Annotated in this window: 23 protein-coding genes; 20 read left to right on the plus strand and 3 right to left on the minus strand. The window is 52.2% G+C overall.

Going from position 1 to position 24979, the window contains the following annotated elements; genetic code table 11:
* Nucleotides 1-188: 188 nt before the first annotated feature.
* The 4 genes from rho (at nucleotide 189) to HMPREF3016_RS00580 (ending at nucleotide 5626) form a co-directional block, all read left to right on the plus strand.
* The gene (gene rho, locus HMPREF3016_RS00565) at nucleotides 189-2279 is read left to right on the plus strand and encodes a transcription termination factor Rho (RefSeq protein ID WP_053089336.1); all 2091 of its coding nucleotides are present in this window, start codon (nucleotides 189-191) and stop codon (nucleotides 2277-2279) included.
* A 163-nt stretch (nucleotides 2280-2442) separates the two neighbouring features.
* Nucleotides 2443-3525, plus strand: coding sequence for a peptide chain release factor 1 (gene prfA / locus HMPREF3016_RS00570; protein WP_048754816.1), 1083 nt, complete (start codon nucleotides 2443-2445; stop codon nucleotides 3523-3525).
* A gap of 17 nt (nucleotides 3526-3542) precedes the next feature.
* Nucleotides 3543-4484, plus strand: coding sequence for a peptide chain release factor N(5)-glutamine methyltransferase (prmC, locus tag HMPREF3016_RS00575; protein ID WP_070449530.1), 942 nt, complete (start codon nucleotides 3543-3545; stop codon nucleotides 4482-4484).
* 92 nt (nucleotides 4485-4576) lie between these two features.
* Nucleotides 4577-5626, plus strand: a complete 1050-nt coding sequence (locus HMPREF3016_RS00580; protein ID WP_070449534.1) for an L-threonylcarbamoyladenylate synthase — start codon at nucleotides 4577-4579, stop codon at nucleotides 5624-5626.
* A 122-nt stretch (nucleotides 5627-5748) separates the two neighbouring features.
* Here HMPREF3016_RS00580 and HMPREF3016_RS00585 read toward each other — a convergent pair whose 3' ends face one another.
* Nucleotides 5749-6759: an NAD-dependent epimerase/dehydratase family protein gene (locus tag HMPREF3016_RS00585; RefSeq protein ID WP_013398879.1), complete on the minus strand. Its 1011-nt coding sequence runs from the start codon at nucleotides 6757-6759 to the stop codon at nucleotides 5749-5751.
* Nucleotides 6760-7066: 307 nt separating this feature from the next.
* Between HMPREF3016_RS00585 and HMPREF3016_RS00590 the strand changes: the two genes are divergently transcribed.
* The 13 genes from HMPREF3016_RS00590 to HMPREF3016_RS00650 all read left to right on the plus strand — a co-directional run bounded on the left by HMPREF3016_RS00590 (nucleotide 7067) and on the right by HMPREF3016_RS00650 (nucleotide 20150).
* Complete coding sequence (locus HMPREF3016_RS00590) at nucleotides 7067-8986, plus strand: glycosyltransferase (RefSeq protein ID WP_246828398.1); 1920 nt, start codon at nucleotides 7067-7069, stop codon at nucleotides 8984-8986.
* Entirely contained in the window at nucleotides 8987-10897 is a 1911-nt protein-coding gene (locus HMPREF3016_RS00595) for a polysaccharide biosynthesis protein (protein ID WP_048754813.1), read from the plus strand.
* Between the two features lie 141 nt (nucleotides 10898-11038).
* Nucleotides 11039-12145: an MraY family glycosyltransferase gene (locus HMPREF3016_RS00600; protein ID WP_048754812.1), complete on the plus strand. Its 1107-nt coding sequence runs from the start codon at nucleotides 11039-11041 to the stop codon at nucleotides 12143-12145.
* Between the two features lie 134 nt (nucleotides 12146-12279).
* A complete protein-coding gene (locus HMPREF3016_RS00605) occupies nucleotides 12280-12633 on the plus strand; it encodes a hypothetical protein (protein ID WP_239664734.1) in 354 nt (117 codons plus the stop codon).
* A gap of 39 nt (nucleotides 12634-12672) precedes the next feature.
* The gene (locus HMPREF3016_RS00610) at nucleotides 12673-12927 is read left to right on the plus strand and encodes a DUF2339 domain-containing protein (protein ID WP_048751857.1); all 255 of its coding nucleotides are present in this window, start codon (nucleotides 12673-12675) and stop codon (nucleotides 12925-12927) included.
* A gap of 99 nt (nucleotides 12928-13026) precedes the next feature.
* Entirely contained in the window at nucleotides 13027-13824 is a 798-nt protein-coding gene (gene atpB, locus HMPREF3016_RS00615; protein ID WP_004004435.1) for a F0F1 ATP synthase subunit A, read from the plus strand.
* Between the two features lie 127 nt (nucleotides 13825-13951).
* Complete coding sequence (gene atpE / locus HMPREF3016_RS00620; RefSeq protein ID WP_004004436.1) at nucleotides 13952-14143, plus strand: ATP synthase F0 subunit C; 192 nt, start codon at nucleotides 13952-13954, stop codon at nucleotides 14141-14143.
* Between the two features lie 50 nt (nucleotides 14144-14193).
* Nucleotides 14194-14751 carry a F0F1 ATP synthase subunit B gene (locus HMPREF3016_RS00625; RefSeq protein WP_048754810.1) on the plus strand — a complete coding sequence of 186 codons (558 nt, stop codon included), beginning with the start codon at nucleotides 14194-14196 and terminating at the stop codon, nucleotides 14749-14751.
* The gene (locus HMPREF3016_RS00630) at nucleotides 14751-15566 is read left to right on the plus strand and encodes a F0F1 ATP synthase subunit delta (protein ID WP_013398886.1); all 816 of its coding nucleotides are present in this window, start codon (nucleotides 14751-14753) and stop codon (nucleotides 15564-15566) included. Before HMPREF3016_RS00625 ends, HMPREF3016_RS00630 begins: the two co-directional genes overlap by 1 nt.
* A 152-nt stretch (nucleotides 15567-15718) precedes the next feature.
* Nucleotides 15719-17344: a F0F1 ATP synthase subunit alpha gene (gene atpA, locus HMPREF3016_RS00635; RefSeq protein ID WP_037230835.1), complete on the plus strand. Its 1626-nt coding sequence runs from the start codon at nucleotides 15719-15721 to the stop codon at nucleotides 17342-17344.
* Between the two features lie 79 nt (nucleotides 17345-17423).
* Nucleotides 17424-18368: a F0F1 ATP synthase subunit gamma gene (locus HMPREF3016_RS00640; RefSeq protein ID WP_037230839.1), complete on the plus strand. Its 945-nt coding sequence runs from the start codon at nucleotides 17424-17426 to the stop codon at nucleotides 18366-18368.
* A gap of 55 nt (nucleotides 18369-18423) precedes the next feature.
* Complete coding sequence (gene atpD / locus HMPREF3016_RS00645) at nucleotides 18424-19866, plus strand: F0F1 ATP synthase subunit beta (protein ID WP_013398888.1); 1443 nt, start codon at nucleotides 18424-18426, stop codon at nucleotides 19864-19866.
* Nucleotides 19867-19868: 2 nt separating this feature from the next.
* Nucleotides 19869-20150 carry a hypothetical protein gene (locus HMPREF3016_RS00650; protein ID WP_004004442.1) on the plus strand — a complete coding sequence of 94 codons (282 nt, stop codon included), beginning with the start codon at nucleotides 19869-19871 and terminating at the stop codon, nucleotides 20148-20150.
* Between the two features lie 113 nt (nucleotides 20151-20263).
* On the opposite strand, the gene nucS is transcribed toward HMPREF3016_RS00650, so the two are convergent.
* Complete coding sequence (gene nucS, locus HMPREF3016_RS00655) at nucleotides 20264-20977, minus strand: endonuclease NucS (protein ID WP_070739406.1); 714 nt, start codon at nucleotides 20975-20977, stop codon at nucleotides 20264-20266.
* A 112-nt stretch (nucleotides 20978-21089) separates the two neighbouring features.
* On the opposite strand from nucS, the gene HMPREF3016_RS00660 reads away from it, so the two are divergent.
* Nucleotides 21090-21416 (plus strand): hypothetical protein, encoded by a 327-nt coding sequence (locus HMPREF3016_RS00660; protein ID WP_004004444.1) that lies wholly within the window; start codon nucleotides 21090-21092, stop codon nucleotides 21414-21416.
* A gap of 66 nt (nucleotides 21417-21482) precedes the next feature.
* Nucleotides 21483-22301, plus strand: coding sequence for an alpha/beta hydrolase (locus HMPREF3016_RS00665; protein ID WP_013398891.1), 819 nt, complete (start codon nucleotides 21483-21485; stop codon nucleotides 22299-22301).
* 85 nt (nucleotides 22302-22386) lie between these two features.
* Here HMPREF3016_RS00665 and HMPREF3016_RS00670 read toward each other — a convergent pair whose 3' ends face one another.
* Complete coding sequence (locus HMPREF3016_RS00670) at nucleotides 22387-23709, minus strand: AI-2E family transporter (protein WP_246828399.1); 1323 nt, start codon at nucleotides 23707-23709, stop codon at nucleotides 22387-22389.
* Nucleotides 23710-23923: 214 nt separating this feature from the next.
* On the opposite strand from HMPREF3016_RS00670, the gene HMPREF3016_RS00675 reads away from it, so the two are divergent.
* Complete coding sequence (locus HMPREF3016_RS00675; protein WP_070739360.1) at nucleotides 23924-24880, plus strand: co-chaperone YbbN; 957 nt, start codon at nucleotides 23924-23926, stop codon at nucleotides 24878-24880.
* The last annotated feature ends 99 nt before the right edge of the window (nucleotides 24881-24979 follow it).

Genomic DNA, 24979 nt, shown 5'->3' on the forward strand with positions numbered 1-24979 from the left:
CCGTTTCTTGACCTCACGTAACGACGGTTCGAAAGTGAGTGCCTCGGATATATATGAGGCAATACAGCGTAGCGCGATACCGCACAGTATGCGGTATGTAGTTTCTACACTGTACGCATGATGAGAAAAACCCGATCCTCAATTCTGAGAGGATTTTCTGGGTGTCCCTGACTAAAAGGATAAATCGTTTGGCAAAGAACATTGTCGTGATCGAGGATAATGGCACCGGTTCCGGTGACGCTTTCTCCGAATTCAGCGGCTTGAAGGTCGCACAGCTTCGTACTCTCGCTCAGCAGCTCGGTATTCGTGGATACCTGAAAATGAAGAAGGCTGAGCTTGTGGAAGCGTTAACCCTGCATCAGCGCGGCGGCACCACCGAAGGTGCCGAGGCTGCCTCGACTCAAGAAAGCACGAAAACTTCTAAAAACACCCGCTCAAAGTCGCAAGATTCTCAAGCGCAGGATGAGACTCCGGCACAGAAGCGCGCGCGTAGTCGCAAGGCCGCTAAGGCAGCTTCTGAAGAAGCCGCTAAACCTGATGAGGCTTCCTTAACAAAGAAATCTTCCGAAGAAGCAGCATCTGGCGAGAGTACCGAGACCCTCGAGCACGAGGAACGTACCACTCGCCGCACTCGAAATTCACGATCTCGGAAAGACCGTGAAGCTAAGAACGGTCGCGGTCCCCAAGAGGGTAAGAATGCGGATTTGCCTCCCTTAGATGTGAAAGCAGAACTGGCTTCTGAAAGCATCGGTTCGCGTTCTGCACAACGTGATCTTCCCGAGAATTCCGCCGATTTGAAAGCCACAACTTCGGACGGCTCTACTACCCTGGACTCCATTACGGCGGCTCTGGATATGACTTTCGGTTCTGAACCTGAGAAGCCGACTAAACGTACACGCACACGCGATCGGAATAACCGTCGTAAGGGCGAAGAAGAGGCCGAAGAGCGCACTAGCCGCCGTAACAAGCGTGACCGTTCTGAGAAGAATGAGCGTTCCGAGAAAAACGATCAACGATTCGAAAAACAGAATCAGAATCGTGAGGAGCGCACTAGCCGCCGCAATAAGCGTGACCGCTATGAAAAGAATGATCGTCGTAACCGTCGTGGGGACTCCGATGAGCCTCAGGTGAATGAGGACGACGTACTGGCACCTATTTCCGGTGTCCTCGATATCCTCGATAATTATGCTTTTGTGCGTACCTCCGGCTATCTGCCCGGTCCGAACGATGTCTATGTATCCCTGGCTCAGGTTAAGCGTTACCACATGCGTAAGGGTGACCATATTCTGGGCGCTATTCGCGTGCCGCGCGAGGGAGAACAAAACTCGCGCCAGCGTTTCAACGCGCTTGTGAAGGTAGAGGCTATTAACGGGCAGCCTGTGGAAGAAGCTTCCAGCCGTCGTGAGTTCTCGAAACTTACCCCGCTGTATCCCAAGGAACGTCTGCGCCTAGAGACTACCCCGAAGAAACTGGGTACCCGTGTTGTTGATTTGGTATCTCCGATCGGTAAAGGTCAGCGCGGTCTGATCGTTTCGCCGCCAAAGGCCGGTAAAACCCTTATGCTGCAATCGATCGCGAACGCTATTACTGCCAACAACCCTGAGGTTTACCTCATGATGGTTTTGGTGGATGAACGCCCTGAAGAAGTAACCGACATGCAGCGCACGGTCTCCGGCGAGGTTATAGCTTCAACCTTCGACCGTCCTGCTGAGGATCACACCACCGTTGCTGAGTTGGCTATCGAACGAGCTAAGCGCATGGTTGAGCTGGGTTACGATGTGGTCGTGCTGCTGGATTCCATGACTCGTCTGGGGCGTGCCTACAACCTTGCGGCTCCTGCCTCCGGCCGTATTCTGTCCGGCGGTGTCGATTCTGCCGCTCTGTACCCGCCGAAGAAATTCTTCGGTGCCGCTCGTAACATCGAAGAAGGTGGCTCGCTTACTATTCTGGCGACGGCTCTGGTAGAGACCGGCTCGAAGATGGATGAAGTTATCTTCGAAGAGTTCAAGGGCACCGGTAATATGGAACTGCGTCTGTCACGTCAGCTCGCGGATAAGCGTATTTTCCCGGCGGTGGATATTAACGCCTCCGGCACACGCCGCGAAGAGAATCTGCTCTCTCCGGACGAAGTTAAGATTATGTGGGGTCTGCGCCGTGCTCTGGCCGGTATGGAACCCGAGCAGGCTCTAAATATTCTTACGAACCAGCTTCGGAAGACTGAGAGCAACGTTGAATTCTTGCTGACCGTTCAGAAGAATGGGCTGCGCCTTGTGGATTAGCAAGGTAACCGTCTCGTAGCGGTTATCGCACAGCATTGTTCGCCCCGTACCGCCCAAAAGATTGTGCGGTACGGGGTGTGCGGTGCCTAGACCCTGTAATAATGAAGTGAAGATATACGCGAGTCCCGAAAATCGGCGCGTATACAAAGGTAAGAGAGCAAAAATGTTTGAGTCTATCCAGGTGCTCCTTGACGAGCACACTGAGCTTCAGGAGCAGCTGGCTGACCCCGCCGTTCAGGCAAATCAGGGGAAGGCTCGCCGCGTGGGGCGGCGTTATGCGGAACTCACCGGTATCGTGACCGCATATAACAAATACAAGTCCTTGGCGGATGACTTAGAAGCGGCGCGTGAAATGGCCTCAGAAGACCCTGAGTTTGCGGCTGAGATTCCTACTCTTGAGGCCGAGCTTGAAGAAGCCCAAGAGAGGCTACGCCGTCTTTTGATCCCTCGTGATCCTGATGATGGTCGCAACGTTATTCTTGAGGTCAAAGCGGGCGCGGGCGGTGATGAGGCGGCTCTCTTCGCGGGTGACCTTTTGCGCATGTATCTGCGTTATGCCGAGCATAAGGGCTGGAAGACTGAGGTTATTTCCTCCACCAGTACCGATGTGGGTGGGTACAAGGATGCCCAGATAGCAATCAAGGGAACCTCCAACGAACCTGCCGAAGGCGTATGGGCACACATGAAATATGAAGGCGGCGTGCACCGAGTTCAGCGTGTTCCCGCGACTGAATCACAGGGGCGCATTCACACGTCGGCTGCGGGCGTGCTCGTATTTCCTGAGGTTGATGAACCCGAAGAGATCGAGATCAGTCAGAACGACCTGAAGATTGATGTTTACCGTTCTTCCGGTCCCGGTGGACAGTCTGTGAATACAACCGACTCTGCCGTGCGTATTACTCACCTTCCTACGGGCATTGTTGTGGCTATGCAGAATGAGAAATCACAGCTGCAGAACCGCGAAGCTGCAATGCGCGTGCTGCGTGCCCGTTTGCTGGCGCATCAGCAGGAGCAGATCGACGCTGAGAACGCCGCGCATCGTGCCTCTCAGGTGCGCACGATGGACCGTTCGGAACGCATACGTACCTACAACTTCCCCGAGAACCGTATTGCCGACCATCGTACCGGATACAAAGCATATAACTTAGACGCGGTTTTGGACGGCGACCTTGATCCAGTCGTGCAGTCTGCCATCGAAATGGATGAGGCTCACCGACTGGAACAGGTTGGCCAAGAGCAGGAATAATCCGAGGCAACGCAGAAGTGACAGGATTACGGGTCACCCCAACAGCACACCGCGGCGAAGGGCTTGATGAAGCCTTGCGCCGCGGTGCTGATGTACTGCGTCACGCCGGGATAGAACAATACCGAGCAGATGCCGAACTTCTTGCCGCATATCTGTTAGGTACTGGCTCTCAAGGCATTAAGCGCGGTAGCTATGGGGAATCCTCAGTAACTCGTGCGGACGTGCAGCGGTTCGCCCTGATGGGGCGTAGGATTACCCCACAAGATTCAGTACGCTATACGGAACTGCTAGAGTGTAGAGCTCAGCGCGTTCCGTTGCAGCATATTACGGGGGTCGCACCTTTTTATCACCTGGAGATAAAGGTAGGTCCGGGTGTTTTTATTCCCCGTCCTGAAACTGAGCTTCTAGTGGAGGAAGCTCTGCGGGTCTTGGCGTCATACGAGTCTAACGCTCGCCCTCGCGTCGTGGATTTATGCACGGGATCCGGGGCAATCGCCGCAGCGATTAAAGAAGAGAATCCTCAAGCAGAAGTTTTTGCGGTTGAACTTTCCGAGCAGGCTCTCCTCTGGGCACGCAAGAATCTTGATCCTCAGAACGTACACCTTATTCCGGGCGATATTCGTACCTCGCTTGAAGATCTGCCCGGATACTTTGACTTGGTGCTTTCAAACCCTCCATATATTCCTCCTCACCGCAAACCCCAGGCTCCTGAAGTCGCCGAGTATGACCCGCAAATGGCGCTTTATGGCGGGGGAGAAGACGGCATGGAAATTCCTCGGGAGGTAATCGCTCGGGCTCACTATCTTTTGCGTCCCGGCGGTTTCTTTATGATGGAGCACGATGATTCACAAGAGACCCGAGTGGCTGAGACATTGGCGGCACAGGGGTTTGTGAGCATATACTCAATCCGAGATTTGAACGGCAAACCCAGACATACCGCAGGATATAAACCCCGGTAGAGAGCGGTATATTCGGGTGTGGCTACTCGCTTATTGCGTAACCTTGTCACGCCATCCACCGCCTCGTACCAAAACATGAGAGAATAAGGCACGTGAACGCAAAGCTGTACCCAGTAACGACTGATACCGAGACCACGGAGGCCGTCGAAGCCGCTCGTGAGGCATTGAATGCCCACGAAACTATCGTGATTCCTACCGATACCGTCTACGGCATCGCCTGTGATGCTTTCTCGCATCAGGGCGTTTCGAAGCTTCTGGCTGATAAAGGCCGTTCCCGTACCATGCCTCCGCCTGTGCTGATATTCGACCTTGCAGCTCTTGCGGGCGTTGCTGACGAAATCCCAAACGATGTATATGATTTGGGCAATAAGTTTTGGCCCGGAGCCCTAACGATTATTCTGTATTCCTATCCATCGCTGACGTGGGATTTGGGCGAAACCCAAGGGACGGTTGCTGTACGTGTTCCTGACGATAAGTTTGCGCTCAAGCTTCTTACCGAGCACGGCCCATTGGCAGTGTCTTCGGCTAACAAGACAGGACAGCCTGCGGCAGCTAATGCCGAAGAAGCGCTTACTCAGCTGGGTAAGGACGTCACGCTTGTTGTGGACGATGGTCCTCGTCCTGCACCACAGGAAGACGGAAGCGTTGGCGAAAGCAAACCGTCCACAATCCTGGACTGTACTTCGACCCCTTATGTTGTGGTTCGTGAAGGTGCTATTACCGTTGAAGAGCTTCGTGAGGTTGTGCCTTCAATCGTGACCCGTAGCGAGCTCAATGCTCGTAACGATGAGAAAGATAAGCAAGAAACCTCCACTCAAGAAGATACTGAGCAGAAACCTACCGGTCAGGAAGACCTTGATGAAGCATATGACCAGTGGGACGCAGAGCATTCCGGCAGCGGCAAAGAACCGGAACGGGCAGCATCCCCGGTAGCCGGTTCCATCGCAGACATGCTGTTGGGAGCCGTTAATACCGCCACCTCGCTTGCTGCCGATAAAAAGCCTGAGTTTGATCAAAAACGTTTGCGCGGATACCGCAACAACACACCTCAGCCGGTCAAGACAGCGCAGGCTCCAGTTAAGCCGGTATCGACGGATGCTGCTCGCGCCCTTGTGCACGGCGAGGCGAAATCAGAATCTTAGAGGGCAGATAATTCTCACAAGAAAATACGGCTATTCAAAAACGGTGAGGGAATCGAGATACTAACTCTCGAATCCCTCACCGTCGTTGCTTATGCTGTGTAGAAAAGTGTAAGGGCCTGTAGCTAGGCGTTCTTAAATCGCTTATCTTTCTTTTTACCGAGTGCAGTATGGGCATTGCGCAGCACTTCACGCACTCGCGGCTCGGGTAGAAGACCGTTTTCACGAGCCCAGGAATCGTCGAGTTCTTGTCCAAACCACATGAGCTCAACTTTGCGAACGGAACCTTGGAACCTATCGTTCATCATTTCGGAGACTGTATACCCGGTCTTAACCGCCAGATTGCACAGCCATTCAGGCAGGTGCACGGGCTTGCGGCGACCGGCATCCGCCATGGTAGAGGCTACCGTCTCGCCTTCCCACGGCTGCAGCACAATAGAGGGCAGTTCACCCTTAAAGGAGCCGACTTTAACCACAAATTCAGCCAGTGCATATGAGCTCGATACGGGGGATTTGCGGGTTCCTGCACCTGCTACAGAAGCTAACGGGGAAGAGGCTATTTTGGCGAAGACCTCGGTAGTGCGGCGCCCGCGCCCCTGCACGCTGGTGGCTCGCAGGATGCACAGCTCAACAGGTTCAGAGGTTTCGCCATGCGAGGCCTCGTGGAACGTATCCTGCAAGTCTAAAAGAGCTTCTTCACCCAAGGCTTTTGAAAAGGAGTATGCGCTAAAGGGAGCTGTGTATTCGCTCGCATCAAGAACAGATTTTGCGCCCTGAACTGCTGCCGAACTGAGGTGAATAACTCGGCGTACTCCGGTACGGTGTGCTGCTATAGCGATAACCGCCGGTAACAGAGCATTAGCACCCACTAGCGCAGGTACGTCTTGCATATTGGGGGCAGCAAGACCTGCTGCGTTAACAACAACCTGAGCCCCGGCAAACGCATCCGCTAGGGAGTCGATGATGCCTTCAAGGAGCTGAGCTTCTTCGATAATAGTTCTTGAGTCGAGTGCTCGGGTTGCTAAACGGGGTGCCTCAATGGGATCTACGCTGATTCCTTCGGCATTTAGTCGTGCCACGATGGACGACCCCACGAAGCCACTTGCACCGATAACTTTCCATTTAGACTCGGACACGTCTTTTCACCTTTCTCACCCCAAACTGTTACGGAGTGTGTATTTCAACTTTCGCATATTCGGTGGTGTTTAAGAAACAGAAATAACGTTTTAGAGTAGTACTTCAGGGCAGAAGAGAGCTAAAGCATAGTCGTGGCACAGGAGCACGTGGCGGAACTAACTTTTTGGTCTCTAGTCGAAACTGAAGCTGGAACGTAATGTTTAGCTATAGAGCTTTCGACGGGTAGAATAGCTATCTTGGGATGTCTCATATATCCGTGTGTTTATAGGTCCGCCTGAAAAGTGCGTGCTGGGGGAGGAAGCGTCGATGCCTGATGAGAGCGAAAACTCGGTGAGTGCGCCTGTCTGCGGTGTGGCACAGCTCGGTAGGCCGCGTGTTGTAGCGGTTGTTGTGACCTATAATCGTCAAGATTTATTACCCATTACCCTTGCGGGTATCGCCGCAGGGCAGGTTGTGCCGGACGCTGTTGTCGTGGTTGATAACGCTTCTACCGACGGCACGGTCGAGTATCTAAAAAATCTAAGCTATTCGCTTCCGCTCGATATCATCACATTGTCTCAGAATATGGGAGGTGCGGGTGGATTCGCCGTTGGAATCGATCGAGCGTTAGCGCGCCACAATCCAGATCTTGTGTGGGTTATGGATGATGACACTGAACCAACCGAAAACACCCTGCATGAGTCTGTTCAAGCATGGGAATCATATTCGCCGGACCGCAGCCGTCGTCCCGCCTTGATAGCTTCACGGGTTGTGTGGACCAATGGGGAAGACCATCCCATGAATACGATGCGCACTATGTTCGGTGCTGGCTCTGGGCGGCATCGTCGTGCACAAGCGGTGGGGGGTCGGCCTATACGCAGCGCCTCCTTTGTATCTTTGGTGATGGACGCTCAAGTTATTCGTCAGAATGGCGGCCTACCGATTGCGGATTTTTTTATCTGGAATGATGACTTTGAATTTTCGACCCGTCTTGCGCATCACCGAGATGCCATTGCTGTACCCGCCTCGGTGGCTCGTCACCACACGAAAACTTTTGGGACGACGAATGCGAAGCCGGGCCCACGATTTTATAACGATGTTCGCAATAAATTGTGGGTTTTCACGCGAGCCCGTACTCTGAGCCCGCTTGAGAAGTTTTTATATGGCGGGTCGGTAGCAAGACTTTGGGCTTCGACGGTTCTGCGTACGGACGAAAAATCTATCTACTTGGGGTATTTCCTGAGGGGCATCAAGGATGCGCTGCATGCCCCTCGCCTTAATCGTGATGTGCTTCGCGAAGTGTACGACCTTGAATTTCCGGGGCATTATGGTATTCAAGAAGACCATGATTCCTTTGGCGCACCACAATCTCAGGCAGAGTTCTCCGTTCTGATGAGTGTTTACGCTCGGGAATCTGCTGATCATGTGGAGGCGGCTATTGCCTCGAACGCTCAGTATCAGACCCTTCTGCCTGCTGAACTGGTTTTGGTTCAGGATGGCCCGTTGCCTTCTGAAGTGTGCGCGGTCATTGACCGTTGGGTCGAACGTAGCAGGGCGGGGGAATGCGCTCCTATCGTCACAGTCAAACTGCCTCAGAACGTGGGTCTTGCCGCTGCACTCAATGAGGGGCTGAATGCTTGTTCTTACGGCATCGTTGCCCGCGCGGACTCTGACGACATTTCGGAGTCAGACCGATTTGCAACCTTAATTCCGGCGCTTATCGAGAGCGACTGCGCGGTGATGGGCTCTGCCATGTACGAAGTTGATGCGCAGAATACCACAGTAGAGGCTACCCGCCAGACGGTAACTGACGTATCTCGGTTGGCTGACATGATGCCTTCGCGCAATCCCCTGTACCACCCAACGGTGGCTTTCTACAAAGACGTTGTTCAGCGTTTAGGAGGGTATGAATATGTACCCGGGGCCGAAGACTGGTGGCTGTGGTCGCGGGTTATCTCAGCCGGTTATAAGATTGGTAATGTGCCTGAGCCATTAGTCCGTTATCGTGCGGGTGCAGGTGCCTACACACGGCGGGGCGGACTTAACGCCTGGAAACAGGATTGGGCGATTCAACGTCGACTATATACCGGGCACGCGATCTCAAAGCTCGGGTGGATTAAGAATATGAGCGTTCGAACGGCGTACCGGTTTATTCCGGAGAGTACGCGCCGTAAGGCATTTCGAGCGCTCACCGATATACGGCCTAGTAGGAACGTAGAGAATAGTTTGCAGGGGAAGGACGCATAAGTGGAGAACTATCCCACGACTCAACCGATTGCGGTGGTGGATCGCCAACGCCCCTACACCCCTAAAAGCTGGTGGCTTCTCGTTCAGATTGCACTAGATTCCGTAGCCTGGATTATAGGGCTTGTCATCGCGTTTATGCTGCGGTACAGCCTGCTTTTGAACCAGAACTCTGTCTTTGATGTGATTGATCTTCAAAGCGTGGCGCTCAGTATGGGGTTTGCGATTATTCTGCAGATTCTTGTGGGCTACGGTATGAAGGTGTACCGCGGCCTGTATTCTTACGGTTCTTTCGAGGAAGTCTGGCGTGCGGGCGCAACCGTAGGTATCGTCTCGGTGGCGCTTTTCCTCTTCAGCTACGTAGATGAAGCTCTCGGACTAGTACATGTGCCTCATGGTGTGCCGCCTATCTCGGTGGGTATTACATTGCTGTTCATGGCGGCGATGCGCATGGTTAAGCGCATTTATGTTGAGCATAAGACTTTGCGTAATCTTGATGGTGAGCCTGTTATCGTCTATGGCGCCGGGTTTACAGGTCGCACAGTTATCGAAGCTCTTATGCATGATGACTCTGCATATATGCGACCTGTTGCGGTAGTGGACGATAACCCTCAGCTACGCGGTATTAACATTCATAATGTGCCGGTTTATAACACCGGGAAAGAACTGGATGCGGTCATCAGGCGCTATGCCCCTAAAAAAATGATCGTCGCTATCACCAACATGCCGCATGATCGTTTCGACAGGGTCTGGGCACGCATGCAAAAACACGGAGTCGAAGTAACTCGTGTAGCGAGCGCCAGCGAAAAGCTCTTCGGCAACAATGTGGTAGAAACCGACGATAACGAGCTCATGAAGCTTATCCGCGGTGAAATCAACTACGATGTCGATACTGAAGTTTTGCGCAGCTACCTTCAAGGTAAGCGGGTCTTGGTGACCGGTGCAGGAGGATCTATTGGTTCTGAGCTATGCCGTCAGATCCACGAATACGACCCTGAGCTGCTCATGATGCTCGATCGTGACGAAACCCTGCTGATGGAAACAAAGCTCTCGATCACTGGCGAGTCCAGCCTGGATGATGAGCGTATTATTCTCGCGGATATTCGTGAGGGAGAAAACCTGCGTAATATCTTCCTTGAACGAAAACCGCAGGTGGTTTTCCACGCCGCAGCTTTGAAGCATGTTTCTGCACTGGAGGCATACCCTGAGGAAGCATGGAAAACAAATTCGCTGGGCACCCTTAACGTTCTATATGCTGCGCAAGCGGCGGATGTTGAAACGTTTGTGAATGTTTCAACTGATAAAGCGGCAGACCCTAAGACCGCTTTGGGGCAGTCAAAACGAACCGCTGAATGCTTAACCTCGTGGTTTGGACAGCAGACGGGGAAGACTTATGTATCGGTTCGATTCGGTAACGTTTTTGGCTCGCGCGGCTCTATCAAACCTCTGTTTACGCAGCAGATTCTCAACGGCGGTCCCATTACACTTACTGATGAGAACGCTACCCGATACTTTATGCTCATCACGGATGCTTGCCTGCTGGTGATGCTGGCAGGGGCTATTGGTCATCCGGGTGAAGTTATGGTGCTTGATATGGGTGAGCCTGTATTTATCTACGATGTTGCACATGAGATGCGTAAAGCCTATGAACGTTACGATGTTGATATTGTAGTGACCGGTCTGCGTCCTGGCGAAAAATTGGATGAAACCCTCTTTGGTGCTAATGAGCAACACACTCGAAGCACTCAAAACAAGTTTATTTCTCACTCGACGGCACCAGCTCTCAATCCTGAGGATTTGGATTATGAGCAGTGGATTCAGAATTATGAAGCGCATCGTTCTTATGAGCGTCATGGATTTACCCGCGTAGTAGATCCGCGTCAGGGTCGTCTTCTGGAAGAACACAGGGACTGAATATTGAACGATGAAATTTTGCCCCGTTAACGTCTACATAGGCGTGTACTACGTGATGAATTCGTCTTGTAGAACCAGCAGCGGGGAAGTAGAATCCCAAATTACACCCTGTTACGAGGTTTTACCGTCTAGAGGAGAGACATGAACCAGGCATCTCTGGTGCTTATACTAGCGTTTGTGTTAGGAGCGCTTCTGCCTTTTGCGGTACGCCCCCTGTTGCACGCGCTAAATATGGTTGATATACCCAATGAGCGTTCCTCGCATACGATTCCGACGTACCGGGGCATGGGGCTGGCAACCGCTAGCGCTACCTGTTTGAGCTTCGCGGTCGCTACCCTCATGGGGTGGACTGTAAATCTCCCCATCTCGTTAACTTTTTTGGCAGGCGGCGGTCTTGCTTTGCTTTTGGGATGGACCGAAGATGTCTATGGGGTCAGCGTTGCCAAGCGTGCCGGGATGCAGCTTGTTATAGGACTCGGTATTGCACTTTCTCTCGCTATTATTCAAGAGGCATCATTGCTGTGGGTTCCTGTAGCGGGGCTCTTTATTGCGGGGTATATAAACGTTACAAACTTTATGGACGGCATCAACGGTATCTCCGGATGCCATGGGCTGGTGGCTGGGCTTGCCTACGCCTATATGGGTGGCGTAAGTAGTTTGCCGTGGATGACGATAGGTGGTCTGGCAGTTGCAGGTGCCTATACGGCTTTCCTACCTTGGAATTTACGCATGGGTCACAATGTTTTCTTAGGTGATGCTGGTTCTTACTTTCTAGGTGCCTCTCTTGGAACAATTGCCGTTGGTGCTTTCTATGCTGGAATTCCGTTCCTTGCGTCGATAGCCCCGCTTCTGGTTTATCTTGCAGATTCTGCGATGACTCTTATACGTCGTATGGCTGCTGGGGAGCAGTGGTACAAACCGCATCGAACCCATGTGTATCAGCGTCTGACTGACGTCGGATTGGGACATATCAGCGCAACAATTATGGTGAGTTCTGCGACTGCGATTGTATGGGCTTTTGTACTCTTTGCCTCAGATCTTTTCCTAACAGGTGCCTTTTTTGCTGGTGTTGGCGTTCTTGCCCTTGCTGTAGCCGTCATTGTTTTATACCTGCGACTTCCCGAACTACTGGATACGCGTCTGCAGCCTGCCGAGCAAGGGCACTCTAATTCCAAGCAGAATATTGCAGATCTGAACACAGAGACGCATCCTATGAGCGAGCGGAAGTCTGAAGGTTCACAGGAGTGAAACAACGGCGGCTAAATTCGATTCGGAGGGCTCTGTGGAACCCAAAATTTATCTATGGTATAGGTAAGAAAGACAATAAGCAAAATAGGGTGCAAGGCTTTTCCTGGGGGCTTTTAGCCTATCGCGAGACCGTAATGTCTGCACTGGTTTTAGTTCTTTGTTTACCGATTCTGGGAATCATATTGGGCATTCGCGGGTCGGCGGGATTTATGGTTGGGTTTCTGGTAGTCTATATATGTTTCACCATGGGCGTAGCAACTGCTTTGGGGGCACACCGTATAAAGATTGGGATTCCTCAGGCTTTGCTTGTAAGTTATGTGGTGAAGGTGTTACTCATGGCGATGGTGCTTTTACTAGTACCTATGCCAGAGGCACTTAAACACGGTTGGACGCTTGGTGGTGCCGTCATAGGAGCGGTACTGTGGTTAAGTGTCGAGGCTGTAACCATTATGAATTCAAGGATTTTGTACTTCGATCCTGAGTCTTAGCACACACAAAGGCTTACTCAGAAGTAGATAGGGAAATTTTTGACCGATTCTGAGAAGAAATGGTGGGACGGAGATAAGAAACTCCGTACCACAGGAGAACTGGTATCCGGCGGTGGATTATCCGGCGGCGTGATGTCTGTTTTGTATCTTATTATCGGCATGGCTTTTTGGGGATTGGTCGGCTTTGGAGCTGACTGGCTCCTCAATACCCGGTGGTTTGTATGGGTTGGTGTTCTGATAGGTGCTTGCGGAGGCATCTACCTGGTATATCTGCATACGAGTCGCTCTAAATAAATAGCCTAAAAATTTTAGGTTTTGCACACATTCCATCCAGTTAGTTGAGCATAGTTTTGCACCAGCAAGTAGCCAGCTAACGGCAAGAAAGGACTTGCTTTGAACGAGAACGGGTCTGTACTCGCAGAAGGCTATACGCCGCCGACACCGGCCGATATGCATCTGCCTGACTTCTTCCAGGTTGATTCTCTTGGGTTCGGCTTTGGTAAACAGATGCTGCTCGTCATCCTGTCTGTCGTAGTCGTTTCCCTATTCTTTATGATGGCTGCACGCAAGCGTGCAATGGTTCCGGGTAAAGCCCAGTTCATTGCAGAATCAGGCTATCTCTTCACCCGTAATTCACTTGGCAAAGACCTGATTGGCGCACAGCATTTCAAGCCTTTCGTGCCCCTGCTCTTTACTTCTTTCTTCTTTATTCTGATTAATAACCTTTACGGTTCAATTCCCCTTATTCAACTTCCTTCTTTTTCTCACCCAGGCAGTGCATATGCATTGGCTATCGTCGGCTACCTTACCTGGGTCGGTGTAGGTATCAAGCGCAAGGGACTGGTTGGATTTTTTAAAGATCTGACGATGCCCTCCGGAGTTCCGGGGTGGGTGTACGTTATTTTGGTGCCGATTGAGTTCCTCTCGAACCTTATTATTCGTCCCGTGACCCACGCGCTTCGTCTTTTCGCTACGATGTTCGGCGGTCACATGGCAATGATGGTGGCAGCATCCCTAACTCAGTTCCTAGTGATGAGCGTCGGCGGGGCTGCAGCTTTGGGCGGTATCGCCTCTGGGGCGTTGGGTCTATTCCTCTACTTCCTGGAACTGATGATTCAGGTAATCCAGGCTTATGTCTTCACACTGCTCCTCGCGGTATACCTGCAAGGGTCGGTTTCCGAAGGACACTAAAATATAGGTTTTCGTAACTGGCTATCTAGTTGCGAAGAAAGCAACCCGTTTTACGGGTCGAATACACATAAGTAGCTCTGTAACTTCGGTATTTTCACTGAAGCACACACTGTTGAAAGGAATCAACATGAACGTTATTGGTTACGGCCTCGCAGCTATTGGTGGCGGCATCGGCGTGGGTCTAATCTTCGCTGCCTACATGACGAGCGTTGCGCGTCAGCCCGAGTCCCAGCGTACCCTGCAGCCGATGCTGTTCATGGGTTTCGCGGTGGTTGAGGCTCTGGCGATTCTGGGTCTCGTTCTGGCCTTCATCATCTAAGCTCAGATATAGCTGTTAACGAACCAACCTAAAGAACAGGAAATCCCTCAATGACTTATCTGGCAGAAGGAGGGGGCGCAGAGCACAGCTCTAACCCTCTAATTCCCAATCTCTGGGAATTGGGCATCACCGTCGTTGGGTTCGTGATTCTCTATTTCATCGTTCATAAATACGTTGTCCCGGCGTTCGAGAAGATCTACCAGGACCGTAAAGAAGCAATCGAGGGTGGTCTTGCCAAAGCTGAGAAAGCTCAGGCGGAGGCCGCAGCGGCTCGCGAAGAGTACAACCAGCAGCTTGAAAGCGCTCGTCTGGAAGCTCAGAAGATTCGCGAGGAAGCGCGTACCGAAGGCGAATCAATTATCGCAGCGGCTCGTGAGCGCGCAACCGTTGAGGCTCAGCGTATTACTGATAATGCGCAGAAGACTATCGAGGCTGAGCGCCTAGCTGCTTCAGTATCTCTTCGTCATGAAGTTGGTACTTTGGCGACTACTCTTGCAGGAAAGATTGTGGGCGAAGCCCTTGACGATGATGAGCGATCGGCCCGCGTGGTAGATCGTTTTCTTGCTGACCTTGAAACCGAGCAACAGAATGCAGGTGCAACTCGGTAATGGCAGGAGTATCTACTGAATCACTGAGCAAGGTGGAAGCGGTTCTTGAAGCCAACGCTTCGTTGAACCCACTCAACCTAGCTAGCGAGCTTTTCGCCGTGGTCGATGTACTTGACCACGATGGCGGTTTGCGTCGTGGTTTGACCGACTCTTCGCGTGAAGGGAAGGATCGAGAAAATATTGCACAGGCTATTTTTAGCGGCAAAATTTCTTCTCAAGCACTCAAAGTGCTGACTACGGCGGTAGCACTGCGTTGGTCTCAAGAGCGTGATCTTGCAGACGCGCTTGAGAAGGCTGCGGTACTCGCATCCATCGCATCCGCTCAGTCTCGTGGTGGTGCTGATGCCCTTGAAGAGGTTACCAACGAGTTGTTGACGTTTGTGCGCAACGTTGATGGTACCCCCGAAGCGCAAGCGGCGCTGTCCGACAACTTGGCAAGCAAAGAAGCAAAGAAGAAGCTCGCTGTAGCATTAGGCGGTCCAGCCGTCACCGCGGAAGGCGTACTTCTCTTGGAACGAATTGGTAGCGAATCCCGTGGTCACCATGCCGCTCGCCTCGCTGACGAATTCGTGGAAATCATCGTCACGCGACAGAACCGTTACATCGCAAAGGTAACTTCTGCAGTAGCACTGTCGCAGGCACAGCTTGAACGCCTGAGCCGGACCTTGAACAAGATCTATAATCGTCAGCTTAAACTCGACGTATCTATAGATACAGCTGTTCTAGGCGGTATGCGCGTACAGATTGGAGATGAGGTTATCGACGGAACCGTTGGTACCCGTCTTGATGATCTTGAACGTGACCTTCAAGCATAGAGATTAGCTGAACATTTCTGCGATACGTCGCAACGGTGATTTAGAAGATACCTTGGGAAGCAGACAAATTTTTAGAATATTGTTCCTTCCCACGAAGCAAGTTTCGGTTGTTCCGAGAGGTGCAACCACAATTAGGAGAGCAGGGACATAAGATGGCCGATTTGACCATCAACGCCGATGATGTCCGTAACGCGCTGAACGAATTTGCAGCGTCTTACGAACCCGGCAACGTGGAACGTGTTGAAGTGGGGCGCGTTGTAGCAGCCTCCGATGGTATTGCGCGCGTCGAGGGTCTGCCCTCGGTGATGGCGAACGAACTACTTCGTTTTGAGGATGGCACCCTTGGCCTCGCGCAAAACCTTGATACCCGCGATATTGGCGTCATTATTCTGGGCGACTTTACCGGTATCGAAGAAGGACAGCCAGTTCACCGTACCGGTGAGGTGCTTTCGGTCCCGGTAGGCGATGCTTACCTCGGTCGTGTAGTCGATCCGTTAGGTAACCCTATTGATGACCTGGGTCCTATTAAGGATGAAGGGCGTCGTGCTCTTGAGCTGCAGGCACCTGGTGTAACGCAGCGTAAGTCTGTGCATGAGCCCCTACAGACCGGTCTGAAAGCTATTGACGCTATGATCCCGATCGGTCGAGGGCAGCGTCAGCTTATTATTGGTGACCGTCAGACCGGTAAAACTGCGATTGCAGTCGATACGATCCTGAACCAGAAGGCTAACTGGGAAACCGGTGACCCCAGCAAACAGGTTCGTTGTGTTTACGTGGCAGTTGGACAGAAGGCCTCCACCATTGCCGCTGTTCGACATACCCTTGAAACCAGGGGAGCGTTGGAATACACCACGATCGTTGCTGCCCCCGCATCTGACGCAGCAGGCTTTAAATACTTGGCTCCCTACACCGGTTCTGCCATTGGTCAGCACTGGATGTATGGCGGAAAGCACGTCCTGATTATCTTTGATGATCTTTCAAAACAGGCAGAAGCATACCGCGCCGTGTCGCTATTGCTTCGTCGTCCGCCGGGACGTGAAGCATACCCTGGTGACGTTTTCTACCTGCACTCTCGTCTATTGGAGCGTTGCGCTAAGCTCTCTGATGAGTTGGGCGCAGGGTCGATGACCGGTTTCCCCATTATCGAAACCAAGGCAAATGACGTTTCTGCCTTCATCCCGACCAACGTCATTTCTATCACTGACGGTCAGATCTTCCTACAGTCTGATCTGTTCAACGCTAACCAGCGCCCCGCCGTTGATGTTGGTATTTCCGTCTCTCGTGTGGGTGGTGCAGCGCAGACCAAGGCTATGAAGAAGGTCTCCGGTACTTTGAAACTGGACCTTGCTCAATACCGTGCTATGGAAGCGTTCGCAATGTTCGCCTCCGATCTCGACGATGCTTCCAAGGCACAGCTGACTCGCGGTGCCCGTCTTACCGAGCTGCTTCGCCAGCCGCAGTACACCCCGTATGCGGTAGAAGAGCAGGTTGTCTCCATCTGGGCAGGTACCAACGGTTACCTTGATGATCTTGAGGTTTCTGACGTTCTTCGCTTCGAGGCAGAGTTCATTGACTATCTGCGTCACCGGACCTCGGTGTTGAGCGATATTGCCGCATCCGGCAAGCTTGAGGATGAAACCCTAGATGCCTTGAAAGCTGCCGTTGCAGATTTCAAGAAGGGATTCCGCTCGGAGGGTACAAGTCACCTTGTTGATGCAGGTCATGAGGAGCATAAAGCGGCTCAGGATCGTGACATCACTCAGGAAACCATCGGTTAGCGATTAGTCCTAGGTGTTAGCCCCGCTCTGAACTTTCAGAGTTATGGGCGGGGCAGATGTCCAGGAGAAAGGAAGCTCTATGGGAGCCCAGATTAGGGTTTACCGACAGAAAATTGCTTCGACATCGTCTATGCAGAAGATCTTCAAGGCGATGGAGATGATCGCGACCTCCCGTATTAACAAGGCGCGTCGGAGCGCTCAAACCACGGGTCCTTACGCAAACGCATTGACCCGCGTTGTGACTGCTTTGGCAACGCAACAGTCCGTGCAGCATCCTCTGATCCATCGTCCTGATACCTTTGGCAAGCATGAGCATAAGCGCTCTGCAGTCTTGGTGATGACGAGTGATCGCGGTCTTGCAGGTTCGTATTCGTCGTCTGTGCTGAAGAAAACAGAGGAGCTTATCGAGAGGCTACGCGGCGAGGGGCGCGAAATACAGCTGTACTTGGTGGGGCGTAAAGCGAAGTCTTATTTTGAATTCCGGGAACGTCCCTATGAACGTGCTTGGGAAGGACACACCGATAATCCGCATATTGATACCGCAGTTGAGATTCGCGATGTGTTCTTGGAGGAGTACGAAAAGGGACATGAAAACGGCGGGGTAGACGATCTACACATCGTATACACCGAATTCAAGTCCATGGTGACTCAAGAGACTAAGATTCTTCGTTTGCTTCCCATTCACGTGGCAGAAGCAACTAAATTGGGGGAGGAAATCGTACCTGACGAAGAACTGTCTTCGGCCGATTATCAGCAACCCGCATCCTTTGAATTTGAGCCTTCTCCCCAGGAAGTATTGGATGCGCTGCTACCGCGTTATATCGCTTCTCGTATCTTCGCGTGCCTGCTCCAAGCCGCTGCAAGTGAACTTGCGTCGCGTCAGCGTGCGATGAAGACTGCGGGCGATAACGCTGAGACTCTAATCAAGAAGTACACTCGACTGATGAACAACGCTCGTCAGGCCGAGATTACTCAGGAGCTCTCTGAGATTGTGGGCGGCGCAGACGCTCTCGCCTCCTCTTAAGAACATTGCTAACTCGAAGCTATCTACTTTCAACTTTTCAAGGTAAGTGAGAAACATGACTACTACCACCACCCAGGGCGCAACGGGTCGTATTGCCCGCGTGATTGGCCCCGTGGTTGACGTTGAGTTCCCCGCTGGTCAGGTGCCGGATATTTACAATGCACTGACCACTGAACTCACCCTCGACGGGAAAACCTACACCATCACCTTTGAGACTGCTCAGCATTTGGGTGATTCGATTGTTCGTGCCATCTCTATGCAACAGACTGACGGTCTTGTGCGTGGGCAGGCTGTTCTAGATACCGGGGCTCCTATCGCTGTACCCGTGGGCGATGGCGTGAAGGGGCACCTCTTCAACGTTCTTGGTAACGCACTAGATGTGCCGAACTCCGATATCGATGCTGACGCATACTGGCCTATTCACCGCGCCGCTCCCGGCTTCGCAGAGCTAGAGGGATCGACCGAGATGCTAGAGACCGGTATTAAATCTATCGACCTGCTCACCCCTTACATTAAGGGTGGTAAGATCGGTCTGTTCGGTGGTGCTGGCGTTGGTAAGACAGTGCTGATTCAGGAAATGATTACCCGTGTGGCGCGCAACTTCGGTGGTACCTCGGTGTTCACCGGCGTTGGTGAGCGTACCCGTGAAGGTAACGACTTGTGGGTTGAGATGGAAGAAGCAGGGGTTTTGAAAGATACTGCCCTTGTCTTCGGACAGATGGATGAACCCCCGGGAACTCGTCTGCGTGTGGCACTCACCGGCTTGACTATGGCGGAATACTTCCGCGATGTGAAGAACCAGGATGTGCTGCTCTTTATCGATAACATCTTCCGCTTTACTCAGGCAGGTTCTGAAGTTTCGACTTTGCTCGGCCGTATGCCCTCTGCTGTTGGCTACCAGCCTAACCTGGCGGATGAAATGGGTCTGCTTCAGGAACGCATTACCTCGACTCGCGGTCACTCCATTACTTCAATGCAGGCAATCTACGTTCCTGCAGACGATTACACCGACCCTGCACCGGCGACAACCTTCGCACACTTGGACGCGACTACCGAGCTTTCGCGTGAGATTGCATCGCGCGGTCTGTACCCGGCAATTGACCCGTTGACCTCGACCTCTCGTATTCTTGATCCGCAGTACATTGGGCAGGAACACTATGACACGGCTATTCGCGTGAAGGCTATCCTGCAGGAAAACAAGGACCTTCAGGATATTATCGCGATTCTGGGCGTTGATGAGCTTTCTGAGGAGCAGAAGGTCGTTGTTTCACGTGCACGCCGCATTGAGCAGTTCCTCTCACAGAACACCTATACTGCAAAGCAGTTCACCGGCGTTGAAGGATCTACTGTCCCGTTGAAGGACACCATCGAATCATTCCAGATGATCTGCAATGGCGATGTAGACCATATTCCTGAGCAGGCGTTCTACAACATCGGTGGCATGGATGACGTGATGCGTCAGTACGAGGAAATCAAGGCACAGACCGGAGCCAAGTAATTATGGCACTAACAGTTGAAGTTGTTTCTCGCGAAAACGTCGTGTGGACTGGTGAAGCTTCCTATGTACGGGTGCGTACTACGAACGGCGATTTGGGCATTTATCCCGGACTCATCCCCACCTGTGCGCTTCTTGCGGAGGACGGAGAACTTCTGATTCGACCCGTCGATGGTGGCGAACTCACCACGCGTTTGCATGATGGGTTCTTGACCGTCTCAAACGATAAGGTAACGATCGCGGCAAAGCATGCCGAGATCGCTACCCCTACGACGGGTAAGAAGTAAACCGTTAATAAGGTAAAAGCCGGTACAACCTATTGTTGGTTGTACCGGCTTTTACTTTCCCGAATACTTGAGTTTTAGAGTCGCGAAGATCTCTACAGTGCATAAATGTTGGCTTAGAAAAGCCGATCTGCTGCGTCGTCGATACCGCGCATCGCATCGTAATCGAGAGAGATGCAGCGGATACCGCGATCTTCGGCAAGAGTCCGTGCCTGGGGCTTGATCTTTTGTGCAGCAAAAACTCCCTTGACGGGTGCCAGCCGCGGGTCGCGGTTGAGCAGATCGAGGTACCGGGTAAGCTGTTCCACCCCGTCAATATCGCCCACGCGCTTGAGCTCTACCGCAATGCTGATACCGTTGGAGTCTCTCGCCATAATATCTACAGGACCAATAGCCGTAGGGTATTCACGGCGTACTAGAGAGTAACCCTTGCCGAGCGTTTCAATCTGTTCTGCAAGAAGACGCTGCAGGTCGGCCTCTACGCCGTCTTTGATAAGTCCAGGATCGACTCCTAAATCATGGGCGTGCTCATGAATAACTTCGTACACGCGGATGAGAAGGCGGTCATCACTTTTAGCGGCTTGTACCGTCCACAGCTGCTGCACATCCGTATCAAGGTCTTCCCGGGTGCTATCTGGAATCTCATCATAGTCTGCGACAAGGAGAGAACATGGTGGGCTCATCCAGTTCAGCGGCTTATAGGAACCGCCATCGGAATGGATAAGCACAGAACCGTCATTCTTCACCATAAGTAAGCGGGTAGCACGGGGGAGATGGGCACGCAAACGCCCTTCGTAATCAACAGAACATTCAGCTATAACGATACGCACCCCATCTACTCTACCGAGGAAGACTATGACATGCCAGCTGTAGAAACCGCTGCCTGGCGGCATCAAAGCAGCTAAAAGATGGCATGCCGTACTGAACGCTAGAATAGAAAGCATGGCACGCAAGAATCACCCCGGTAAACGTTCCTCGGGCACAACCTCCAACAAATGGACGCGGTCTGCACCCGGTGGACGTGATATATCTCGTATTCTTGACCCGGCGCCGCGCATTGAACGTGACCGTTTTGGTGATTGGCTGGTGCAGTACATTCCCGCCGTAAATGCTCTGAAAACCTATACGTGCCCAGAATGCAACCGTCCAATTCCGCCAAGAACAGCGCATCTTGTTGTATGGCAAGAAAGCCATACACTGGGGCGTTCTCGCGCCATTGATGAGCGCCGCCACTGGCACCAACATTGTTGGCGTACCAGACGCGCTTAGAACTATTACGAAATCGGAATACCTATCGTGGGCGCGAAGACCTGTTAGAACGAAGAAAGTGACACTATGGCGACTGAAGAGTCCTCTGGAAAACTCCGAGAGTTTGATCCCTCACGGTATGTTTTCACCCAATCTGATCAGCCTGTTCTCATTAAATCTCGCACGGTACTTCCCGCGCGCCGAGAGAACTTTGATGTTACAACCGCTGACGGGAAGCGCCTTGTGGGTGAACTGGCACTTCCCGAAGGGGAAATTAAAGCTACTCTCGTGACTTTTCACCCGCTTCCAACGCACGGCGGATATATGGATTCGCATGTGTACAAGAAGGCTTCATTCCGTCTGCCAGCGCTTGCAAATATTGCGGTTCTGCGGTTTAACACCCGCGGTACTTCTTCGATCCGCGGTACAAGCGAGGGAGTGTTCGACGGAGGATTTGCTGAGAAAAAAGATTTTGACGCGATCTTACAATATGCCGTAGAACGCCAGCTGCCGAATATCTGGTTAATCGGGTGGTCCTTCGGCACGGAGCTTGTGCTCAAGTACGCCCCAGAACATGCATCAGAATTTGTGGGGGCTATTCTGCTTTCTCCGCCGCTGCACCGAGTGCATCCCGCCGAACTGGACGAATGGAATAAAATCTCAAATCCGCTCTATGCCTTTATCCCGGAGTTTGACGACTATCTACGCCCCACCGAAGCGCGCGAGCGTTTTAAATCAATAGCCCGCACTCAGGTCGTGCCTTTTGAGAACTGTAAACACCTTTGGGTGGGTGAAAAGTCGGTAAACAGCGTGATCAACGCCCTTGTCTCAGTGGTGACGGGTCAGCAGACTACACTTCCTACCGAATACAACGGCCCGGTCGCAGAAGAGATTACTGAACCATAATCTGTCTACTCCGTCTATACGAAGGATGCGCCTGCCGCTTTTCTCAACGGCGGGCGCATCCTTATATTTCTAAGAAAAGGTTTTTTTACCGATGGTCTTGGCGGGGAATAAAGACTTCCTTCACCAGAATCAGTAACGATGCGGCGACAGGAATCGCGATAAGCGCGCCCAAGACGCCCCACAGCGCACCGCCTGCAGCGACGGCGATAATAGCGACACCGCCGGGAACCGAAACAGCCTTTGACATAATACGCGGCGAAATTATGTATGCCTCAATCTGTAGGTAGATAAAATAGGCGATCGCAAATGTGACAGACATTTGCCAGCCCTGCGTCAAAAGAATGAGAGACACCAGAACAAGCGCCGCTACGCCGCCAACCAATGGGATAAAGGCCAAAATCAAGACGAACACAGCCACAAGTTGAGGGAATGAGAACCCCAAGATAATCATGGTGATAAGCGCGAAGGTTGCGTTGAGAACAGCGACAACTCCCTGCCCCATCACATAGTTACCAACAGCACCCGTGATACGTTCGGTAAGTTCCTCAACACGTTCCCGCTTGGAAGCCGGAGCCAAACGCGACCCCCACGCCTTAATAGTGCGCATTGATGAGAGGAAATAGAGCGAGAGGAACAGCACAATAATAGTGCCGGTCAAAATCTGCGCAATTGTGGAACCCGCAGTAATTAGGTTGCTCATAAATCCGCCGACCGCAGAGCTTGATGTAAGAGACTCTAGGAACTTTGGAACGTTGTTATTAACCCAGTCGTTAACATGCAGAACGTCATCAATGCGTTTGAAAGTATCAGAATCGATGAAATCCTGATAAATAGCGGGTGCCCGATAGACAAAGCTGCTGGCCTGTGCGCTGATAATAGGCACAATCCACACCACAAGTCCGCTGATGATGGCTGCGAAGGAAAGAACCACAATCACCACACCGGCACTGCGTTTAACGCCGAAACTCTCAAGTTTACGAACAATGGGATCAAGCCCAAGCGCGATGAAGATAGCGCCAGTGACCCAGCCGACAAGCGCGCCGACATTGGTAAAAGCGTAGTAAGCCAGCAGGGCCAGACCAACACCAACCGTCGTCAGGAAACCGAAAGATACAGGATTATGCAGCGGTGAGCTTTTCTCATAAATATGAAATTCAGAAGCCTCATCGACTTTTGGAGAGATGCGGGGAGGAAGAGAAGCTTTGCGGCGTTGTGAGCGTGCCTGACTGATGCTATCGGTCAAATCGCTGATGGTACCCGTAATATGTGAAGTCAGGGATTCGCGCTTTGTAGACGATACGGAACCGTCCTGTTCAAACATGGGTTCTTCCTGCTCCGGCTTTTTCCGCGGAACCCGGGGAACTGGGGGAGGAGTCTGCTGGGCTTGCGGATTCGAGCTATCGGACATAGTCTGCCTTTCATAAAGCTTACCTGGCTATTCTACCGGGCATCTCTGAAAACTGTATGCGCTCGCAACATTCTTGAGGCAGAAAGCTACCGAGTAAGCCTATCTGAAATTTCGCGCACCTCGAACGATTGCCGAGAATCCTGTAAAACAGTGGGTCGCGCGGGATAATTAGGGAGTACGTTAAATTTTTTCTGAGGCTCGCAAAGGATTCTCGATGACAATTCCTCCCACCCCGAACCAACTGCCAACAAACCCCCAAAGCTCAGCAGAACAAATTCCCGCGTCGGTACGTAGCGCTCCAGTGCTTGGCGGTCATGATATCAGTACTTCTACACCCACTGCAGCACAAAACAATTCGGCGAAAAGCTGGCGTTTCGATGTTGCAACACCTGAAGATTTTCAGAAGCACGTACAACTGTCTACCCAAGGCGCCGTGATCTTTGGGCTATATGCCCCGCATTCTCCAGCGTCGCTTGAAATGCTAGACGCCGTCGAAAACCTAGTCAATGCGGCGGAAGGTGCGATGCTGCTTGCCGCCGTCGATATTACGAAACTTCCGGAGGCTGCCCAAGCGTTTGGCCTGGACGGCGTACCGGCAGGCGTGGCCGTTATCGCCGGTCGCCCGGCCCCTCTTTATAACGGTCAGATTAGCCCGCAGGATCTGTCAGAAATGCTGAAGCAGGTCTTGCAGGTTGCTGCGCAGTATCAGCTTCCCGGTGGGTTTGAGCCTGCACCTTCAGCTGAGGAAGAGAAGACGCTGCCGCCGCTGCACGCTAAAGCTTTGCAGGCTCTTGACGAACGCGACTATGAAGGAGCACGAGCCGCCTACCGCGAGGCTTTGACAGAGAACCCGGGCGATCATGATGCTAAAGTCGGGCTTGCTCAGGTTGATTTATTAGCTCGCGTGGCAGATTTGGATCTTGCCCAAGAGCGTGAAGCAGCTGCATCCGATGCTCTCAACATTGAGGCTGCCTTTAACGTTGCCGATCTTGACGTTATAGGCGGGCATGTTGAAGATGCTTACGCACGACTGCTGCGACTTTTTAAATCTGTTTCTCCGGAAGATAAGACCCGAGTACGTGAACGTCTTGTGCAGCTCTTTGACGTTGTGGGTGCTACAGATCCGCGAACAGTCAAAGCACGGGCTGAGCTGACGATGGCAATTTTCTAGACCCATAGAAGAGAAAATAAGGTGGGATGTATGTAGCTTGTGACGCATCCCGCCTTATTCGCACCTTCAACGTGAAGGTAATAAAAAATACTCTAGTAA

Origin of the sequence: Rothia sp. HMSC065D02, assembly GCF_001815285.1 — a bacterium.
Taxonomy (GTDB): Bacteria; Actinomycetota; Actinomycetes; order Actinomycetales; family Micrococcaceae; genus Rothia; species Rothia dentocariosa.

Excerpts from the sequence above, each read along its gene's own strand:
- prfA (WP_048754816.1), top strand. The coding sequence starts at position 2,443 with ATGTTTGAGTCTATCCAGGTGCTCCTTGACGAGCACACTGAGCTTCAG.
- HMPREF3016_RS00590 (WP_246828398.1), top strand. The coding sequence starts at position 7,067 with ATGCCTGATGAGAGCGAAAACTCGGTGAGTGCGCCTGTCTGCGGTGTG.
- HMPREF3016_RS00600 (WP_048754812.1), top strand. The coding sequence starts at position 11,039 with ATGAACCAGGCATCTCTGGTGCTTATACTAGCGTTTGTGTTAGGAGCG.
- HMPREF3016_RS00605 (WP_239664734.1), top strand. The coding sequence starts at position 12,280 with ATGTCTGCACTGGTTTTAGTTCTTTGTTTACCGATTCTGGGAATCATA.
- atpE (WP_004004436.1), top strand. The coding sequence starts at position 13,952 with ATGAACGTTATTGGTTACGGCCTCGCAGCTATTGGTGGCGGCATCGGC.
- HMPREF3016_RS00625 (WP_048754810.1), top strand. The coding sequence starts at position 14,194 with ATGACTTATCTGGCAGAAGGAGGGGGCGCAGAGCACAGCTCTAACCCT.
- HMPREF3016_RS00630 (WP_013398886.1), top strand. The coding sequence starts at position 14,751 with ATGGCAGGAGTATCTACTGAATCACTGAGCAAGGTGGAAGCGGTTCTT.
- atpA (WP_037230835.1), top strand. The coding sequence starts at position 15,719 with ATGGCCGATTTGACCATCAACGCCGATGATGTCCGTAACGCGCTGAAC.
- HMPREF3016_RS00640 (WP_037230839.1), top strand. The coding sequence starts at position 17,424 with ATGGGAGCCCAGATTAGGGTTTACCGACAGAAAATTGCTTCGACATCG.
- atpD (WP_013398888.1), top strand. The coding sequence starts at position 18,424 with ATGACTACTACCACCACCCAGGGCGCAACGGGTCGTATTGCCCGCGTG.
- HMPREF3016_RS00650 (WP_004004442.1), top strand. The coding sequence starts at position 19,869 with ATGGCACTAACAGTTGAAGTTGTTTCTCGCGAAAACGTCGTGTGGACT.
- HMPREF3016_RS00660 (WP_004004444.1), top strand. The coding sequence starts at position 21,090 with ATGGCACGCAAGAATCACCCCGGTAAACGTTCCTCGGGCACAACCTCC.
- HMPREF3016_RS00665 (WP_013398891.1), top strand. The coding sequence starts at position 21,483 with ATGGCGACTGAAGAGTCCTCTGGAAAACTCCGAGAGTTTGATCCCTCA.
- HMPREF3016_RS00670 (WP_246828399.1), bottom strand. The coding sequence starts at position 23,709 with ATGTCCGATAGCTCGAATCCGCAAGCCCAGCAGACTCCTCCCCCAGTT.
- HMPREF3016_RS00675 (WP_070739360.1), top strand. The coding sequence starts at position 23,924 with ATGACAATTCCTCCCACCCCGAACCAACTGCCAACAAACCCCCAAAGC.